This window comes from Microbacterium sp. H37-C3 (genome assembly GCF_027157935.1).
Lineage (GTDB): Bacteria > Actinomycetota > Actinomycetes > Actinomycetales > Microbacteriaceae > Microbacterium > Microbacterium plantarum.
In genome coordinates this window covers 18,981-37,961 of the sequence record NZ_JAPVLR010000004.1, presented here as the reverse complement: position 1 = coordinate 37,961, position 18,981 = coordinate 18,981, and the positions used below count along the sequence as shown (strand labels likewise).

At 70.3% G+C, this 18,981-nt stretch carries 7 protein-coding genes; 3 read left to right on the top strand and 4 right to left on the bottom strand.

All coding sequences use genetic code 11. From position 1 onward, the window contains the following. Positions 1-267 precede the first annotated feature (267 nt). Complete coding sequence (locus O1W71_RS11885; protein WP_269268072.1) at positions 268-5,889, top strand: fibronectin type III domain-containing protein; 5,622 nt, start codon at positions 268-270, stop codon at positions 5,887-5,889. Between the two features lie 332 nt (positions 5,890-6,221). Here the strand turns inward: O1W71_RS11885 and O1W71_RS11880 are convergent, their stop codons facing one another. Genes O1W71_RS11880 through O1W71_RS11865 form a run of 4 tightly spaced genes read right to left on the bottom strand, consistent with a single transcriptional unit; the run spans position 6,222 to position 11,379 of the window. Further along, the gene (locus tag O1W71_RS11880) at positions 6,222-8,186 is read right to left on the bottom strand and encodes a glycoside hydrolase family 127 protein (protein WP_269268265.1); all 1,965 of its coding nucleotides are present in this window, start codon (positions 8,184-8,186) and stop codon (positions 6,222-6,224) included. Positions 8,187-8,188: 2 nt separating this feature from the next. Beyond that, complete coding sequence (locus O1W71_RS11875; RefSeq protein WP_269268071.1) at positions 8,189-9,112, bottom strand: carbohydrate ABC transporter permease; 924 nt, start codon at positions 9,110-9,112, stop codon at positions 8,189-8,191. A 1-nt stretch (position 9,113) separates the two neighbouring features. After that, positions 9,114-10,022 (bottom strand): carbohydrate ABC transporter permease, encoded by a 909-nt coding sequence (locus tag O1W71_RS11870; protein ID WP_269268069.1) that lies wholly within the window; start codon positions 10,020-10,022, stop codon positions 9,114-9,116. A 55-nt stretch (positions 10,023-10,077) separates the two neighbouring features. Further along, entirely contained in the window at positions 10,078-11,379 is a 1,302-nt protein-coding gene (locus O1W71_RS11865) for an extracellular solute-binding protein (protein ID WP_269268068.1), read from the bottom strand. Between the two features lie 158 nt (positions 11,380-11,537). On the opposite strand from O1W71_RS11865, the gene O1W71_RS11860 reads away from it, so the two are divergent. Together O1W71_RS11860 and O1W71_RS11855 are read left to right on the top strand one after the other, a co-directional pair. Continuing rightward, positions 11,538-12,560 (top strand): LacI family DNA-binding transcriptional regulator, encoded by a 1,023-nt coding sequence (locus O1W71_RS11860; RefSeq protein ID WP_269268067.1) that lies wholly within the window; start codon positions 11,538-11,540, stop codon positions 12,558-12,560. Positions 12,561-12,694: 134 nt separating this feature from the next. Further along, positions 12,695-18,928 carry an OmpL47-type beta-barrel domain-containing protein gene (locus O1W71_RS11855; protein ID WP_269268066.1) on the top strand — a complete coding sequence of 2,078 codons (6,234 nt, stop codon included), beginning with the start codon at positions 12,695-12,697 and terminating at the stop codon, positions 18,926-18,928. The last annotated feature ends 53 nt before the right edge of the window (positions 18,929-18,981 follow it).

The window sequence follows — 18,981 nt, the reverse complement described above, 5'->3', positions numbered from 1 at the left end:
TCGCCAAAATCGGCAAACTTCCCCCACGCCGATGGTAGCGGTGCCACGCCTCGGCGTGATGTCGGCCATTCGGTGGACAAGGCTCGAAAAGGCCCGGTCAGGAGCCGGCAGGCCCGGGCTGCGGCGATGGGGCTGACTCGTATTCAGTACGAGGGCGATGTGGGCGGTGGCTCCCCGAACCGGGCATCAGGTGGCGGTGTCGTACGGAATACCGATAAGTTCTGGCTGGGGGCCGACGCAGGCCACCGCCTCTGGGGGGAGAAATCGATGGCTATCCGCCATGGCGCTTCGTCGCGCCTGCTTACTTTCGTTTCGGCATCGGTCGCGAGCTTCGCGCTGGTGCTGTCGAGCGCCTCGGCCAGCTACGCGGCCACGCCCGACCCGACGCCGACACCAGCCGGGACGATCGTCGACGACACGGCGCAGGTCGTCGACGAGACCGCTGCGCCCGACAACGACGGCGCCGCCCCGGTCGTCCCCGCGCCGTCGGCGGAGCCGCGTCCCGACGGCGCTTCCGACACCAACGCGAATGCGGATGTGGCGACGCAGCGTGCGGAGGTTGCGGCATCCGCCTCGCCCGTTTCCTTCCGATTCGGTGATGTCGAGACGCAGGTCGAGGCCACGCCGGGGACGGCAGGAGTGAGCACGTTTACCGGTGTCGTCGTCGACGCGGGTACCGGCAACCCGGTCGGCGGAGTGCCGGTCTGGGCGGCGAGTTCGGGCGGCGACGGCATCCCCGCCGACAACGCCGTCACGACCGCAGCGGACGGCACGTTCACCGTCGTGGTGAGCGAGGGGCGCGGCTGGTACGGCTTCGAGATCGGGTCGTCGTTCGATCCGCTCTACCTCGGCGCCACGGGTCAGATCGACGGAGCCGCCTTCGGCTACGCCTACGACCTGGGCGCGGTCGGGGTCGAACGCGGTGCCGTGCTTTCGGGCTCGATCACCGTTCCGGATGCGGGCGTCGACACGGTGCGTGTCGGCGTCGAGATCGCAGCGGTCGGCGACGGACAGAGCCAGTTCTGGACCGACAGCACCGTCGCGGCGGGCGCAACGGCCGCCTGGAAGACCGTCGTACGCCCGGGCACCTACACCGTCGGCTTCTCAACCTCCGGCGTGCTGGCCCCGACGTGGTGGAAGAACGCTTCGTCGCTCGCGACCGCCACGCCGGTGACCGTCGCGGCGGGGGGCTCGGTCTCGGGACTCGACGCCTCGATGCGCATCGGCGCGAGCCGGCTGTCCGGCGTCGTCACCTCGACCGCGGGCACACCCCTGGCGAAGGTCCAGGTGCAGGCGAACGCGGCCGGCGGGGGTGGCGGCGTGTACGCCGAGACCGACTCGCGCGGACGCTACGTCTTCACCGGCATCGCGGCCGGGAGCTACACCGTCGGGTTCTCGCCTGCTCCGGGCGACGGCCTGCGCACCTTCTTCGGTGGGAACGACTACAGCTCGGCGACGCCCGTCGTGATCACCGAGGGCAGCTCCCGCAACGACGTCAACGTCGTCATCCAGCCCGGCGCAACCATCACAGGCCAGCTGCCCGCGCAGCTGCGCGCCGGGATCGACTCGCTCATGCTGATCAGCAGCGGTCCCGGCTCCAACAGCGCCTGGGCGGCGGTCGCCGCCGACGGCACCTTCTCGTTCCTGGATGTGGCCGCCGGAACCTACCGGCTCGAGCTGCGCTCGGGATCTGCGAGCATCACGGTCGGCGATCCCGTCGTCGTGACCGGCCCGGGTCGCGTTGTCCTCGACCTTTCGGGGATCGCAACGGAGATGGCCGAACTGACCATCACCGTCGCCGAAGGCGCTTCGATCAGCGGCACCGTGACGCTGCTCGACGCCGAGACGCGGCGTTCCGTCGCGACCGCCTGGCTCTCGAACGGCGGCGCGCTCACCATGCGCGTGCCCGCCGGGAACTACATCGTGCAGTACCAGGGCGCCAACGGGTCGCCCGTCTACTACCCGGGCGGCAACTCACCTGCATCGGCCATCGTGCTCGAGCTGACCGCCGAGACGCCGCAGGCGATCACGCTGAGCGCGAGCCGCGGCTCGATCTCGGGAACGGTCACCGACGCGAAAACGGACGCGGCGGTAGCGGGCGTTGCGGTCGAGCTCTACCGGGCTGACAGCCTCGGCGGCACACCGATCGCGCGCACCCAGACCGCCGTCGACGGCTCGTACGCATTCGGAGCGCTCGGCGTCAACAACTACGCCGTTCGCGTCGTCGGGGGAGAGACCCTGTACGTCGACCGCTGGTTCGGTGGTGCCGGTGACCAGGCCAGTGCCACACCGATCGAAATCGGCGCGGACGCGTCGTTCGATGCCGCTGACTTCCGCGTCGTTCGCGGCGGCGGAATCGCCCTGACCTTCGCCGACGAAGCCGAGTTCTCGGGATGGGAGAGCCTCTGGGTCAGCCTCTGGACCCCGGCGGGGACGATCACCAACCACGGCATCCCGATCTCGGACATCCGTCGTGACGGCGGCGCCACCATCACGGGTATCGCCGCGGCCACGTATCACCTCAGCGCCTCGGTGGGCTCCACGAGCCTCTCGTCCGTGGATGACATCGAGGTGACGGTCGGCGAGGTGACCGGTCCGATCGCCCTTGCGCTCCCGCCTGCACAGATCGTCGGCGTCGTGACGGCTTCGGCCTCGGGGGCTCCCGCGTACGCGCGGGTGATCGCCCGGTGGACCGAGGAAACCGAATGGGGCACGGATCACCGGGAGATCTGGTCGTACACCAACTCGACCACGGGCCGATACCGTATCAGCGGCATCCCGACCGGCGCCTCGGTGACCCTCGAGTTCTCCCGCGGCAACTCTGGTGACAATCTGTCGACCAAGTGGTGGCAGAACGCCGAGAGCGAGGCTGAGGCGACCCCGATCCTGATCACCGACACCCCGTTCGTCGCCGACGTGGCGCTGGACGCGGGCATCGCGGTTCGCGGCCGCATCATCGACGCGCAAAGCGGCGAACCGGTCGCGGGTATCTCGGTCAACTACGGTGCGACGAGCAGTGCAACGGGAACGTTCACCACGTACGCCGACCGCGCTGGGGCGTTCGTCCTCACCACGAGCGGCGGGAGCATCCACATCGCATCGACGACCCCGGTCACCGTTCCCGCGGAGGGGCTCGATGGCGTCACGTTGCAGTTGCAGCGCGGCTACCGCATCGTCGGAGACGTCGCGGCGGCGAACAACGGCGCGGCACTGTCGAACATCGACGTCAGCTTCCACCGAGCGGAATCGACCGATGCGTGGCCGGCGCCCGTCGGGTCGTCGTACACCTACCTCGACGGTCGTTACGAGAGCCCGCCGCTGGCGCCCGGTCGCTATGTCGTGCGGGCCGAGAACTACCAGGGCCTCTACGTGACGCAGTGGTTCGACGGCGCTGACGACTACAGCGATGCCCGTGTCATCGAGATCGTCGACCGCGACGTCGAGACCGACCTCCGCATGGCGCTCGGCGGCACCGCCTCGGGCCGGGTGGTGGACGCCGACGGCGCTCCCATCGTCGGGGCGACGGTCGGCGTGGCGACGGCTCCGCAGACGGGCGTCGCCCGGTTCTTCGCTGAGGCGTGGAACACGCTCGTCGGCGCTGCCGACGCCAACCCGCTGCTCGATATCACGGTGCAGACCGACGCGAACGGCAACTTCCGTCTGCCCGCTCTCGAGCCGGGCGAGTACACGCTCTACGTGTACACGGCTGACCGGGGGACCACCTGGTACGACGGCAAGAAGACACGAGCCGACGCCGACGTCATCCGCATCACAGCGGGGCAGAACATCGTCCTCGACTCGGCTGTGGCCGTGCCCGACCTGGCTGAGGGCGAGACTCCGCTCACGCCGACGGAGACGCTCAGCTCGGAGTTCGCGATCGTCTCGAACCCGGCGGATGTCTCGGTGGCATCGGGCGAGCGGGCCGAATTCATCGCGATCGCCTCGGGTCTGCCGGTTCCGGCCGTGCAGTGGCAGTCTCGCCAGAACGGCGGGGAGTGGGCCGACATCGCAGGCGCGAACGGCTCGACCTACGTCATCAGCGAGACGACGGCGGATGCCGACGGCACCGAGGTGCGGGCGGTCTTCACACAGGGCGACCGCGAGCTGACCAGCTCGACCGCGCGCCTGAACGTGACGCGTCCGGCCACCGTCCCCGAGACGCCGGCTGCGCCGCGGGTGGATTCGGTGACCACCGCCTCGGCGTCCCTCGCCTGGGACGCTCCCGAGGACGGCGGGGCACCCATCACCGGCTACGTGCTGCGCGCCTACGAGAAGGGCGCGGAGGTCGCCACTCGCGTCATCTCGATCGGTGCCGTCACGACGACCACGATCAGCGGTCTCGCGCCGGGTACCTCGTACGAGTTCACCGTCGCTGCGACGAACAACGTCGGGTCGGGCGTCGAATCGCCCCGTACGCCGATCGAGACGGTTGCTCTCACGGCCCCGACGGCTCCGACGGCCGTCGCCGTGACCGACGTCACGGCGACGAGCCTCGCGGTGAGCTGGGCAGCGCCGACCGGAAACGGTGGCACGCCGGTAACGGGCTACATCGTCACCGCGAGCACGGCGGGGGCGGAGGACGTCGTGATCATCGCGGATGCTGCGACGACCGCGACCACCCTGACCGGCCTCGAGTCGGACACGGCCTACTCCATCACGGTGAAGGCACGGAACGTCGTCGGCAACAGCGCCGCGGCGTCGATCGAGTCGCGCACCGCGGTCAAGCCTCCGGTCATCACGGCGCCGTCTGCGCCGACCGGCCTCACGGTCCGCAGCACCACGGCGGCATCCGCCGAGGTGCAGTGGGACGCGCCGGTCACCGACGGCGGATCCGCCATCACCGGCTACGCGGTGACGGTGACCCAGGCCGGTGTGCAGGTAGCGGCATCCGTGTCCGTCACCGGCACGTCGGCGACGATCAACGGTCTGGCGCCGTCGACCACCTACACGGTCACCGTCGCCGCGATCAACAGCGTCGGCACCGGTGCGAGCTCGAACGCAGCCGAGCTGACGACGCTCGCACCGCCGGTCTCGCAGCCGGGAGCACCGACCGCGCTGAAGGCGACGGCGGTGTCGGCAACCGAGGTCGTCGTCACCTGGAGTGCTCCGGACAGCGACGGGGGAGCGGCGGTGTCGGCATACGACGTCGTCGTCACCGCAGCCGGAGCCGTGGTCAACGCGCCGGTCGTGGTCGTCGGGACCGAAGCCGTCGTCGCGGGCCTCAGCCCCGACACCGAGTACGTGCTCACGGTGACCGCTCGAAACAGCGCGGGCGCGGGGCCGGTCGCATCGACGTCGGTGCGCACCCTGACGGTCACGGTTCCGGTCGACCCGGAGCCCGGAACCGGCGGCGGCAACCCCGGTTCGGGTAACCCCGGCACGGGTAACCCCGGCACGGGCAACCCCGGCTCGGGCAACCCCGGCACGGGCAACCCCGGTTCGCTGCCCTCGACGGGTGGAGCGGCTGCGCCTGCAGCCCCCTCCGCCGCTGCCCTGACCGACGCGAACCGTGGCGCGCTCACGGTGTCGGAGCCGACGGTCATCCCCGGCAGCACCATCCGGGTCTCGGGGCTCGAGGCTGGCAAGGCGTACGACATCTGGTTCTTCTCGAGCCCGACCTACGCCGGGGCGGTCACCGCAGACGCGGCCGGATCGGCCCGGGTGACGGTTCCCGCCGGCCTGCCGGCTGGCCCGCACCGGATCGTCGCGGTCCTCGCCGGCACCGACACGATCGCCGGATGGACGACGGTCACGGTCGCCGCCCGTCTCTCGGCCACGGGTGGGCAGCTGCCGATCGCGGGAGGCCTGATCGCGGGCATCCTGGTGCTCGGCGGACTGTCGCTCGTCGCCGGGTCGCGGCTGCGACGTCCGAGCGGGGTAACCCGCTAACCGGCGAACGAACCGCGAGGCCCGCATCGAGAGGATGCGGGCCTCGCGGCGTCAGTGCCGGTTTACCGTCACGGCCGTGAGCTCACGGATCGGGTGGCCTGTCGACCAGGCGCGGATGGCTTCGACGGTCTGCGGGTAAAGAAGAGGTATGTGCCGTCGGTGACATACCCCAGATGCGGGGTCAGGCCGGTGCCGCCGATGCGTCGACGACCTTCTAGACGTCTTCGAGGTCTAGGTCACGGCAACGACTTGGGGGGTGGCCCGCTCGACGAGCAAACGAAAATGGGGCCCGCATCCATAGTGATGCGAGCCCCATTCGAGCCGGACGAATCTCACTCGACGGGCAGCCAGACCCGCATCGTCGACGGGCCGCGGTTGGCCCAGTCGTGATAGGCCACAAGGGGGACCAGCTCGGCCTCTTCGGCGGCTGCGGTGGCGCTCGCCGACGGATTGCCATATGGCCATCCGTCGCTTTCGTCGGGGCGCAGCCCGACCCGCAGCCACACGCGACCGTCGCGCTCGACCGGCTCGGCGTCGCCCGCGATCGCCGCCCGACCGACGTCGGCACCGCCCGGCAGGTCGGTCGATTCGAGCGCGAGCACCTCGGGGCCGCGCTCGACGGCGACGCAACCGCGCACGGCGTCGATACGCGCATCGGGAGCGACGAGGCGCGGCGACATCGGCAGCTCGAGCTCGACGGCCTCGCCGGTGCGGAAGTCGCGGCGCACCTCGACGCGGCCCGGGCCGGTGGCATCGTCGTCGACGACCGCGCCCGCGGCATCCCGAACGCGCAGGCGCGCGCCCTCGGCCCACTCGGGCACGCGCAGCGACAGGGTCCACGCGCCGCCGGCATCCTCACCGACCACCACCCGCACGACGCCGTCGGCGGGGTAGGCCGTCTGCACGTCGAGCGACACCATGCGGCCGTCGGGGAGAACCGTGCGGATCTCTGCCGGCGCGTACTGGTGCAGCTGCACGCCCTCGTCATCGGCGGTCGCCACGTAGGCGTCGAGGCTCGCGAGCGTACGCGCCACGTTGGGCGGGCAGCACGACACCTCGAACCACGGCGCACGCAGCGACGACGACGCGCGCGGCGACGTGCCCTCGGGATCCGCCTCGACGCCGGGCACGCGCTGGTGCAGCGTGTTGGCGTAGAAGAAGCTGCGACCGTCCGCCGCGGGCGAGGTGGCTACAACGTTGTAAAGCGTGCGTTCGATGAGGTCGGCATACGCGGCATCCCCCTCGGCGAGCAGCAGCCGCCACGAGAACATGATCGACGCGATACCGGCGCACGTCTCGGAGTAGGCGCGGTCCGGCGGCAACTCCCAGTCGTCGCCGAACGCCTCGTCCTGGTGGTGCGACCCCTGACCGCCGGTGATGTAGGTGCGGCGGCCGCGGGTGCGCTCCCACTGGCGGCGCAGGGCGGCGAGCAGCTCGTCGTCACCCGCGTCGACGGCGACGTCGACCGCTCCGGCGGCGAGGTAGTTCGCGCGCACGGCGTGGCCGGCGAGGGCGTCGGCATCGCGCAGGGGCACGTCGTCCTGGAAGTACGTGCGCCCGAACTCGATGTCGTCGAGCGTCTCGTGTCCGCGGCGCTCGACGAACAGCTCGGCCTGCGCGCGATAGCGCTCGTCACCGGTCACGCGGGCGAGCTCGGCCAGCGCGGTCTCGACCTCGGGATGCCCGCAGAAGGCCGGGATGCCGGTCGGCCCGAAGACCTCGCACACGAGGTCGGCGGCACGTCGGGCGATGCCGAGCAGACCGTCATCCGCTCCGGGGCGCGTGCGCTCGCGGGCGACGGCCGCCTGGAACAGGTGACCGAGGCAGTACAGCTCGTGCCCCCACTCGAGGTCGGACCAGCGCGGCTGCTGGCCCGGGCGGCCGAACCGGGTGTTGAGGTAGCCGTCGGGCTCCTGAGCGGCGGCGACCCGGGCGACGACCGAGCGCAGCGTCGCATCGAGCTCGGCGTCGTCGCTGCGACCGATCTCCCAGGCCACGGCTTCGAGGTACTTGTAGACCTCCGAGTCGGAGAACTCACGCCCGCGGCGGCCGGCGGGAAGCGTGCCCGCGGCGGCGCGATCGAAGTTGGGCAGCCAGCCCTCGGACTCGAGGCGGCCGAGCACATGGCCGAGGGTGTGCGCCGCGTTGATGCGCTGGCGCTCACCCCAGAAGCCTCCGGTGATGCGCACCTCGTGCAGGCCGAGCGGACGCAGCCGCGAACGCGCGGGCACGACGGGAGCGGCAGCGGCGGCGGATGCCGCAGAGCCGAGGGGGCGGGTGGGGAAGGTAGTCGACATGGTCATCCCTTGAATGCGCCCGACATGAAGCCGCGCACGTAGTGACGTTGAAGGATCAGGAACAGAACGATGCAGGGCAGCGCGAGCACGACGACACCGGCTTCGGTGACCCCGTAGTCGATGACGCCCATCGTTTGGCCGCGCAGGTTCGCCACCGCGAGGGGCAGCGTGATGCGCGAGGTGTCGTTGATGAGGATGAGCGGTGCGATGAAGTCGTTCCACGCGGTGAGGAACGCGAACAGACCCACCGTGATGAGGCCCGGCTTGACCGCGGGGAGCAGCACGCGCCACAGGGCGGTGAGGCTCGTGCATCCGTCGACCAGCGCCGCCTCGTCGAGCTCGCGCGGCACCGATTCGAACGAGATGCGCATCATGAACATCGAGAACGGCAGCTGGAACATCGTGAGCACGAGCGCGACCCCGACGAGCGAGTTCTGCAGGCCGACGGCATTGAGGATGACGTACAGCGGAATGAGCAGCGTCGCGTACGGGACCATGAGGATCGCCAGCACAAGCAGGAACAGCATGTTCTTGCCGGGGAAGTGGAAGCGCGCGAACGCGTACCCGCCGAGGAACGAGGTCAGCAGCGTCAGCGCCACCGTCAGCAGCGACACGAAGAGCGAGTTGCCGAGGTAGACCCAGATGCCCGACTGGAAGTTGGCGAGGGTGACGTAGTTGCCGAACCCCCACCCGTCCGACTGGCTCGTGCCGGCCTGCGGGCTCACCGAGGCGACACCGGTCCAGACGAGCGGGTACAGGAAGATGATCGCCAGCGCCCCCGTGAACACGGTCGAGGGGATGCCCCACAGCAGGCGACCGGTCGGCCGGCGCCGCGTGCGCGGCCGGGACTTCGGGATGACGATCGTGCGCGTGGTGTCGGGGGCGGCGGGCGGGACGGAGCCCGCCGGGGCGTCGGTCAGAGCCATGTCAGGCCTCCTCGGGGCGACGGAACGCGCGCAGCTGCACGACGTTGATGACGACCAGGGCGAGCAGGATGATGACCGACAGTGCCGCGGCGACGCCGAGGTTGTTCTGCCCCTGGAACGCGATGTTGTAGATGAGCTGCACGACGGTCATCGTGCTGTTGTCGGGTCCGCCCTTGGTCAGGATGTAGAACTGGTCGAACGCCAGCAGCGACCCGGTCACGCACATGACGGTCGTCAGCGCGAACGTCGGACGCAGGAGCGGCACCGTGATGTCGCGGAAGATCTGCCAGCGCGAGGCGCCGTCGATGCGGGCGGCCTCGTAGACGTCTTCGGGGATGCCCTGGAGGCCCACGAGCAGCAGCAGCATGTAGAAGCCCGCATACCGCCACACGATGAGGAACACCGTCGACCACAGGGCGCCTTCGGGTGTGCCCAAGAAGGTGATGCCCCACGATTCCATCAACCCCGCGAACGGGCCGGCGATGGGGGAGTAGAGCACATAGAAGAGGAGGGATGCCGACGCCAGGCCCAGAGCGCTCGGCAGCAGGAACGCCGTGCGGAGGAAGCCCTTCCAGGCGGTCGACTCCTGCACGAGGAGGGCGAGTCCGAGACCCAGGCCGATCAGCAGCACGGTCGTGATCGCGGTGTAGACCAGGGTGAATCGCACCGAGTCCCAGAACAGCCGGTGGTCGAGCGCCTCGGCGAAGTTCGTCGGGAAGTTCGGCCCCATGTTGCCGCGCAGCAGCGGCCAGTCCGAGCCCGACATCTGCAGCACCAGCACGAGGGGGATGAGGAAGAGCGCGATGACGAACAGCGCCGTCGGGGCGGCGTACAGCCAGCCCTGCAGCGGCCCGCCCAGCGCCGTGCGCCGGTAGCGCGGGCGCCGCGTGGAAGTGACGGAGAGTGCCACGACATTCCTTTCGGAGGGTGGGGGCGCCGCCGATGCGACGGCGCCCCCGGGGGTATCACTGACCGAGGATCGCCGTGATCTCGTCGTTGTCGGCGTCGACCGTCGACGTGCCTTCGAGCACCGCGTTGCGCACGAGGGTCAGCCAGGGGCTGCCCGGAGCGTTGAACGCCTGCTGGAAGTTCAGCGCGACGGGCGTCTGACCGTCGGCGGCGACCTGGTTGATCGTCACCTGACGCGGGTCGGCCGCGGCGTAGGTGTTCTCAGCGAGGTCGCCGCGCGAGACGGCGTTGCCGTCCTTGGCGAGCACCTCGACCTGAGCGTCCTCCGACATCATCCACGAGAGGAAGTTCCACGCCTGCGCGGACTGCTTCGAGTCCTTCGAGACGCCGATGCCGTCGCCACCGACGAACGTCGAGGCGCCGCCGTCGACACCGGGGATGCCGGCGACCCCGGCCTCGAAGTCGAGGCCGGACAGCAGGGTGGCCGGGAACGGCATGACGCCCACCTTGCCTTCCTGGAAGCCCGCGACCCAGGTTGCACCGGTCTCGTCGGCCGAGCCGGGAGCGACAGCGCCGGCAGCCTCGAGGTCCTTCCAGGTGTTGTAGACCTCCTGCGCGGCGTCGCCGGCGAGAAGCGACTCGGTGCCGTCGTCGCTGAGGACCTGCTCGCCGGATGCCCAGACCGAGGGGAACCACGTGAAGACGAGGCAGCCACCGCAGTTCAGGCCGGTCGAGGTGCCCGAGACGCCCGGCTTGCCGAGGTCCTGAACCGCCTTGGCCGCGTCGGCGAACTCCGACAGCGTCGCGGGAGCCTTCTCGGGATCGAGGCCGGCCTCGGCGAAGAGCTCCTTGTTCCACATCAGCATCGACAGGTCGAGGACGAAGGGCAGTACGTGCTCCTTGCCGTCGACCGTGCCGGCCGACAGGTGGCCCTGGTTGATGTCGTCCTTGTAGTCGAGGCCGTCGACCTGCGCCGTGATGTCCTGGAACAGGCCCTGCTCGACCCAGTTCGGCACGTAGACGATGTCGGCGGCGAACAGGTCGGGGAGTCCTCCCGAACCGGCGGCGGCGCCGACCTTGGCGACGTAGTCGTCGTTGGGGACGACGGTCAGCTCGACCTGGTTCTCGTGGCTGGCGTTGTACGCCTCGACGAGCAGCTTCGCCTGACGCTCGAGCGGTGCGCGCGTCCACAGCGTCAGCGTCGTGCCGTCGTCGGTTCCTGCGGCGGGGATGTCGGCCGGGGCAGCGGTGTCGCCACCGCCGCTGGTCGAACACGCGGCGAGGCCGCCGACGAGGACGCCGGCGACGAGCGCGGCGGTCGCGGCCCGGAATGCCGGGCGGCGCCGGAATGGGGTCATTGCAGTCTCCTCTTGCTCTTCATTGAGCGGCTGCGCCGTTCGGGCGGGCACCGCGTGAGTCCGGGAATCCGAAAAAACCGAAATCCCTTTCGGGAAGGTAACCTAGGTTAGGACGGGCGTCAAGACGGCCGGATGTAACGATGAGGAAACGGATCAACATGGCACCGACCGATGGGCAACGCGCCACGACTCTCAGCGATGTGGCACGTCGCGCCGGTGTCTCGATCGCGACAGCATCCAAGGCTCTGAACGGTCGCGGCGACGTCGCCCCGGCCACCCGCAAGCGCGTGCTCGCCGCCGCCGACGAGCTGACCTTCACGCCGAACGCGGCGGCGCGCAGCCTCCTGGCGGGGCGCACCGGAACCGTGGGACTGCTCACGAGCGACCTCGAAGGCCGCTTCATGATTCCGATCCTCTCGGGCGCCGAAGACGCCTTCGGGGCCGGGCAGGTCAACGTCTTCTTGTGCGATGCGCGCGGTGACGCCATCCGTGAGCAGCACCATCTGCGGGCGCTCCTCAGCCGCCGCGTCGACGGGATCATCGTCGTGGGGCGGCAGACCGACCCGCGCCCCTCGCTCGGGCAGGAGATCCCGGTGCCCGTCGTCTACGCCTATTCGCCCTCGGACGACTCCCGCGATCTCTCGCTCACGCCCGACAACTACTCCGGCGGTCGCCTGGCGATCGAGCACCTGCTCTCGTGCGGCCGCACCCGGATCGCCCACATCACCGGCGATCCGACCTACGCCGCCGCGCAGGACCGCCTCGCCGGTGCGCGCGCCGCGCTCGGCGCCGCCGGCCTCGACTTCGTCGCCGAGCCGATGTTCGCCGCCTGGACCGAGCATTGGGGTCGCGACGCCGCCGCGATGCTGCTCGAGCGGCATCCCGACGTCGACGCGGTCTTCTGCGGCTCGGACCAGATCGCGCGCGGGGTGCTCGACACGGCGCGCGACCTCGGGCGCGACGTGCCGGGAGACCTCGCGGTCATCGGCTACGACAACTGGGAGCTGCTCGCGGGCAATGCGCGGCCCCCGCTGACGACCATCGACGCGAACCTGCAGCAGCTCGGCCGGCAGGCGGCGCAGCGCATCTTCGACGCGATCGACGGTGCCGACATCGGATCGGGCACCCACCAGCTTCCTGTCAAGCTCGTCATCCGCGGCTCGACGATCGCCCACCGCTGACGCGACCGGGTTCGTAGTTTTTCGGGCCGTTTCGAAATTCCCGAAAAGCGTTGCGGAACCCGGCATCCTCTCTGTAGCGTCCGAGCACGCACGCGTCGCTCATGGACGAACGGCGCCGAGAGGAATCAATCACCGTGGACTGCACTCCGACGACCTCCGGTCGGCTCGGGCGAACCGCGATCGCTACCGCAGCGGTCACGGCCGTGCTGGCGACGACCTTCGTGGTCGCGCCCGCCTACGCCGCCAACACAGACATCGGCTATCCGACCTTCTCGGGCAGCCCCAACCCCGTGCCGGACACGGGGGTGACCTACACTCCCGGCAACCAGCTCATGCGGATCTTCGACGCCGACGTCGCCGCCGGCGCGGGCAGCAACGCCCAGAACGACTTCTGGATGGACGAGATGCTCGCCCGCACCGGCACCGCCGGCAGCTTCGGCGACAACAACCAGTGGCTCTTCACCCGCGGTCGTGCCGCCTTCATGAAGGAGCACAACCCCGCCGTCCTCGGCTTCGCCGGGCAGCTGGCGTACTGGGAGGCGATCGACGGCCGGAGCGCCTACACGATCACCGCTCGCGTGGGCGGCGCCGAGATCGCCCTCACCGAGGACACGACCAAGCGCAAGCAGACCCCGAGCTACTGGCAGAGCGTGCACACCGACGCGGGCACCGGCATCGAGGTCGTGCAGACGAAGTTCATCACCGACGCGAACGTGCTCGTGACGAACCTCGACGTGCGCGCCACCGGCGGCGCCGTCGACGTCGAGCTCATCGTGAGCTCCCCCTACGCCACCACGGCCGAGGGCGAGGAGCTCGTCGGCCACGTCCAGGCGCTGAACGACCTGACGAAGCTCTCGCCGCGCCTGTCGGGTGACCAGTTCGCCCCCGCCGGCGCGACCCTCGTGCGCACCCTCGCCGTACCCGCGGGCGGGACGGCGTCGACGAAGGTGCAGCTCGGCCTCGTCACCGACGAGATCACCGACTCGCGCACCGACTACGACGCCATCCGCGAGGCCACCGCGGCGGCGGCGTACACCGCGCACGTCACGCTCTACAACCGGTGGTGGGCCGAGAACGTGCCCTACCTCGACACCCCCGAAGACAACATCGACAAGACGCTCTACTACCGCTGGTGGCTGATGCGTTACAACTTCCTCGACGCCGACATCCCGGGCAACACCTACCAGTTCCCGACCTCGATGGAGGGCGTGCTCGGCTACAACAACGCGATCGTGCTCACGACGGGCATGTTCATCGACGACCTGAAGTACTTCCGCGACCCGATCTACTCGTACGGCCCGTGGGTCTCGGCAGGCGAGACGAGCAAGAGCTACAAGTTCGTCGACAACCCCGGCGACCCCGCGAACTGGTCCAACAGCTACACGCAGTACATCTCCGAGGCGGCCTGGCGCGCCTACGAGCTGCACGGAGGCCCGACCCCGATCGCGCAGAACCTCGCCGAGTACGCCGAGTACGACGTCAAGGGACTCGTCGACGCGTACGACCACAACGGCAACGGCCTCATCGAGTACGACTGGGGCGCGATGACCGGCAACGACGCGGATGCGGTGTCGTTCCACTGGAAGGGCGGATTCCAGGACCGCGCCGAGAACGCCTACCTGTACTCCAACGCGCTCGCCGCCGCGGAGGCCTACCGCGTCGCGGGCAACAGCGCCAAGGCCGACGAGATGGAAGCCTTCGCGCAGAACATCAAGACCCAGGTCATGGACGTGCTGTGGAACCCCGATCGCAAGCTCCTCGAGCACGCGATGGCGAACAACGGCGAGCACGTGCCCTGGAAGGAGATCAACAACTACTACCCCTTCACCGTCGGGCTCGTCCCCAAGCCCGGTGACGCCGACTACGACGACGACTACGTCGAGGCGCTCCGACTGTTCGCCGACGACAAGCAGTACCCGATCTTCCCGTTCTTCACCGCCAACCAGGCCGACCAGGCCGCGTACAACGCGACCGGCGGCCAGGGCAGCAACAACTTCTCGGTGATCAACTCCACGGTGACGTTCCGCATGCTCTCCACCGTGCTGCGCGACTACCCGACCGATGCCATCAACGCGGAGTGGTACAAGAAGCTCCTCTACTGGAACGCCTGGGCCCACTACCAGAACGGCGGCGACAACCGCCTGCCCGACCAGAACGAGTTCTGGGCGAACGGATCGGCCGACCCGCAGAAGATCGACTACCGCTCGTGGATCCACCACACGATCCTCGGTGCGACGAACTTCACAATGATCGAGGATGCGATGGGCGTGCGCACCCGCAGCGACGCCAAGATCGAGCTCGACCCGATCGCGATCGGCTGGGATCACTTCACCGCCAACAACATCCGCTACCGCGACCGCGACCTCACCGTCACGTGGGATCAGCCGGGCGGCGAGCGCCACTACGGCGACGACGTCCCCGAGGGCTACTCGGTCTTCCTCGACGGCCAGCTCGCGTTCACGGTCGACGACCTCGCCCACGTCGTCTACGACCCCGCCACCGGTGAGGTCGAGGTGCTGGGCGGCGACGCCGAGGTGGTGACGGCCACGGCATCCGCCGTGCAGGCCCCGCAGGAGGTGCGCTTCGCCGACGACGCCCGCATCGTCGACCTGTTCGCCAAGGCCGGTGCCGACATCCGCACCGCCAGCACGGGCAGCGCCAACCTCGCCGAGTCGGCGACCGCGACGTTCTCGGCTCCCGGGCGCGAGCCCGCGGGCGCCGTGAACGGCGCGACGATCAACGAGCCCTTCTGGGGCACGGCAGGCTCGCCCAACGACAAGGACGCGCTGACCGTCGAGCTCGGCGGAGAGCAGACCTTCGACGACGCGCGGGTGTACTTCTACGACAGCTCGTCGTCAGCGACGGCGGCAGGCTATGCCGAGCCGTCGGTGTACACGCTCGAGGTGCGCCGGAACGGTCAGTGGACGCCGATCCCGCAGCAGGCACGCATGCCGGCCTACCCGCGCGCGAACTACAACCACGTGCAGTTCCCCGAGGTCACCGGCGACGCCGTGCGACTGACGGTCACCCACGCGGCCGGCGCCAAGACCGGTGTCAAGGAGCTGCAGGTGTTCCGCACCGGTCTCGCAGCGCCGGAGTCGACGAACCAGGCGCCGCTCGTCACGGCGTGGGAGAACCCGCAGGCATCCGTCGGCGGCGCCGCCGCGCTCGTCGGCTCGGTGAAGGACGACGGGCTGCCGAGCGGTGAGCTCAGCTCGCAGTGGACGGTGCAGAGCGCGCCCGACGGCGCCACGGTGCTGTTCGACGACGCCGCCTCGGCATCGACGACGGCCCGGTTCTCGGACGCCGGTGAGTACGTGCTGCGCCTGACCGCCACCGACGGCGAGAAGACGTCGCAGGCCGATGTCACCGTGCAGGGCGAGCCGGCCACCGCCGGAGCCAACGTCGCACCCGACGCGGTGCCGACGGCCGAGTACACCGCGTCGTGGAACAACGTGCGCGCGGTCAACGACGGCAAGGTGCTGTTCTCGGGCGGCAGCCAGAGCGACATCTGGGGCACCTGGTCGGGCAACCACCCGGCGACCCGCTGGCTGCAGTACGAATGGCAGTCGCCGCAGCGCATCGCCGGTGCCGAGATCAGCTTCTGGAGCGATCAGGCCGACCCGGCTTCGACGAGCGGCGTGAACGTTCCGAAGAGCTGGAAGGCGCAGTACTGGACCGGCTCGGCGTGGGCCGACGTGAGCGGCGCCTCGGCGTACGGCATCGACCGCACCTCTCCGAACAACGTCACCTTCGACGCCGTGACCACCACCCGCCTGCGGGTCGTGCTCGAGGCAGCCGGCACCGGGGCGGCACGCGCCGCCGTGGCCGTCAGCGAGCTGGAGGTGTACGCCGACGCCCCGACGGCGATCGAGCCGATCGACGTCCGGACGGCGGTGGGCACCATCCCGCAGCTGCCGACGACGGTCGACGCGACCTACTCCGACGGCAGCCACGCCGACCTCCCGGTCTCGTGGGCTCCCGTCACCGAGGACCAGGTCGCGGGCGAGGGCAGCTTCCCGCTCTCGGGCATCGTCCCGGGGTCGCCGCTGCCGGCGAAGGCGACGGTCTGGGTGCGTGCCACCGCCCCCGGCCAGATCAACCAGGTCGACACGGTCACCACCCGCACCCTCGTGGGTGTGGCGCCGGTGCTGCCGAAGAGTGTCGGCGTGCTGTTCAACGACGGCTCGCGGCAAGACCTCCCGGTGACCTGGAACGCCGTCGAGCCCGCCTCGTACGCTCAGGCCGGCGACTTCACCGTCGCCGGAACGGTGCAGAGCGATCTGCCGGGAACGAAGGCCGCCTCGGCCGCCGTGACCGTCGGAGCCGGAGGCGACGACACCACGGCGCCGACCGTCGCCTTCGAGGTCTCGCCCGCCGCGCCCGACTCGGGCTGGCACACGCAGGCGGTCACCGTGGCCGTCACCGCGACCGACGACCAGGACTCCGCTCCCCGCACCGAGGTGCGCGTGGACGAGGGCGCCTGGACGGCATACACCGCGGCCGTCCCGGTCGACGGTGACGGCAGCCACGTCGTGCAGGCACGGTCGACGGATGCCGCCGGCAACCAGTCGGCGGTGGCTGAGCAGGTCGTGCGCATCGACACCACCGCCCCGGTGGTGGAGGTCACCGCCGACGCCGTCTCGCGGACCGTGAAGGCGACCGCCACGGATGCGGCATCCGGGGTCGACTCGGTCGAGTACCGGCTGAACGACGACCAGGCCTGGACGCCGCTGACGGGCAGTGTGCTCGTCGGTCTCGACGAGACGCGGGTCGCGGTGCGGGCCACCGATATCGCGGGCAACGTCTCGCAGATCGTGGAGCGCACCGTTCCCCGGGCCGAGGGCGAGCAGCGCCGCAACGTGGCGCTGCTGGCGACCCCGACCGCATCGGGGACGGCAGGCTGGAACACCGTCGACGGTCTGAACGACAACGTCCAGCCGACCTCGTCGGGCGATGTCACCCCCAACGACAACGCCAACGTGTGGGGTGTGTGGCCCGAGGTCTCGCCGCAGTGGGTGCAGTACGAGTGGACCGAACCGGTGCGCGTCAGCTCGCTCGGGGTGTACTTCGTCTCGAACATCGACGCGCAGGGACTCGGCATCGACGTGCCGAAGGCCTGGGCGGCGGAGTACTGGGATGTGGATGCCGAGGCCTGGGTCGCCGTCGAGGCGACCGGTGACTACGGCGTCGCGAAGGACTCCTACAACACGGTCGACTTCGCACCCGTCGAGACGACGCGTCTGCGCCTGAACCTCACCCCGGTGGGGACCGAGTCGGGCAAGGGCAGCGTCGGCATCAAGGAATGGCAGGTCTGGGAGCAGCCCGAGGTGGTCGTCCCCGACACGCAGGCCCCGGTGGTCACCGCCGCCGTGTCGCCGGCAGCGCCGGCCAGCGGATGGCACACCGGCACGGTGAGTGTCAGCGCGACGGCGATCGACGATCGCGACGACGCGCCGGCGATCGAGGTCCGCGTCGGCGACGGTGCCTGGGCGGCATACACCGCGCCCGTCGAGGTCGCCGCGGACGGAACGACGACCGTGTGGTTCCGGGCCACGGATGCCGCAGGCAACACCTCCGAGCCCGGCTCGGTCGAGGTGAAGCGCGACGCGGCGGCGCCCGAGGCGAGTGTCGGTTGGAACGCGGCATCCCGCACCATCACCCCCACGGGGACGGACACCCTCTCGGGAGTGGCGCTGGTCGAGTACCGGTTCGGCGAAGGCGCGTGGGCGACGGCGACGGGCGGGGCGATCCCGACCGGCGATGCCGCGACGACCGCGCAGGTGCGGGTGACGGACGTCGCCGGCAACGTCTCGGCCGTGGCCGAGGCAGCCGTCCCGGCCAAGACGACCGGCGGCACCGACCCGGGGACGGATCCCGGAACGGGTCCGGGCACCGACCCCGGAACGGGTCCGGGCACGGATCCCGGCGGCGAGCCGAGCGGTTCGCTGACGGGCGACGAGGTGCTGCGCCTCGGCGTCACGCAGGTCGCCCCCGGCGGTCAGCTGCCGGTGAGCGTCTCGGGCGCCAAGCCGGGCACGGTGTTCGCGGTGGAGTTCCGGTCGACCCCGGTCCGCCTGGGCACCCTGACCGTGGGCGCCGACGGGACGGCATCCGGTGTGTTCACCGTTCCCGCCTACGCCGAGGCCGGCGTGCACACCGTGGCACTGGTCGTGCCCAGCGGTGTGCTGACGGCGCAGGTGACGGTGGTCACGCCCGGCGCGACGTCTCCCACCGTGACGGGTCTTCCCGCCACGGGCCAGGAGGCCGGCGTCGTCGCGAACACCATCGGAATCGGCGCGAGCGTGGTCCTGCTCGGACTCGCGCTGGTCGCCATCGGCATCATCCGCCGCCGCCGCGCGGCGTGACGCCGAGGGGCCGGGGGTCACACCCCCGGCCCCTTCCCCTCCTTCTCTTCCCC

Bases quoted from the DNA above. Each gene is read 5' to 3' on its own strand.
- O1W71_RS11885 (WP_269268072.1), top strand. From the start codon at position 268: ATGGCTATCCGCCATGGCGCTTCGTCGCGCCTGCTTACTTTCGTTTCG.
- O1W71_RS11880 (WP_269268265.1), bottom strand. From the start codon at position 8,186: ATGTCGACTACCTTCCCCACCCGCCCCCTCGGCTCTGCGGCATCCGCC.
- O1W71_RS11875 (WP_269268071.1), bottom strand. From the start codon at position 9,112: ATGGCTCTGACCGACGCCCCGGCGGGCTCCGTCCCGCCCGCCGCCCCC.
- O1W71_RS11865 (WP_269268068.1), bottom strand. From the start codon at position 11,379: ATGACCCCATTCCGGCGCCGCCCGGCATTCCGGGCCGCGACCGCCGCG.
- O1W71_RS11860 (WP_269268067.1), top strand. From the start codon at position 11,538: ATGGCACCGACCGATGGGCAACGCGCCACGACTCTCAGCGATGTGGCA.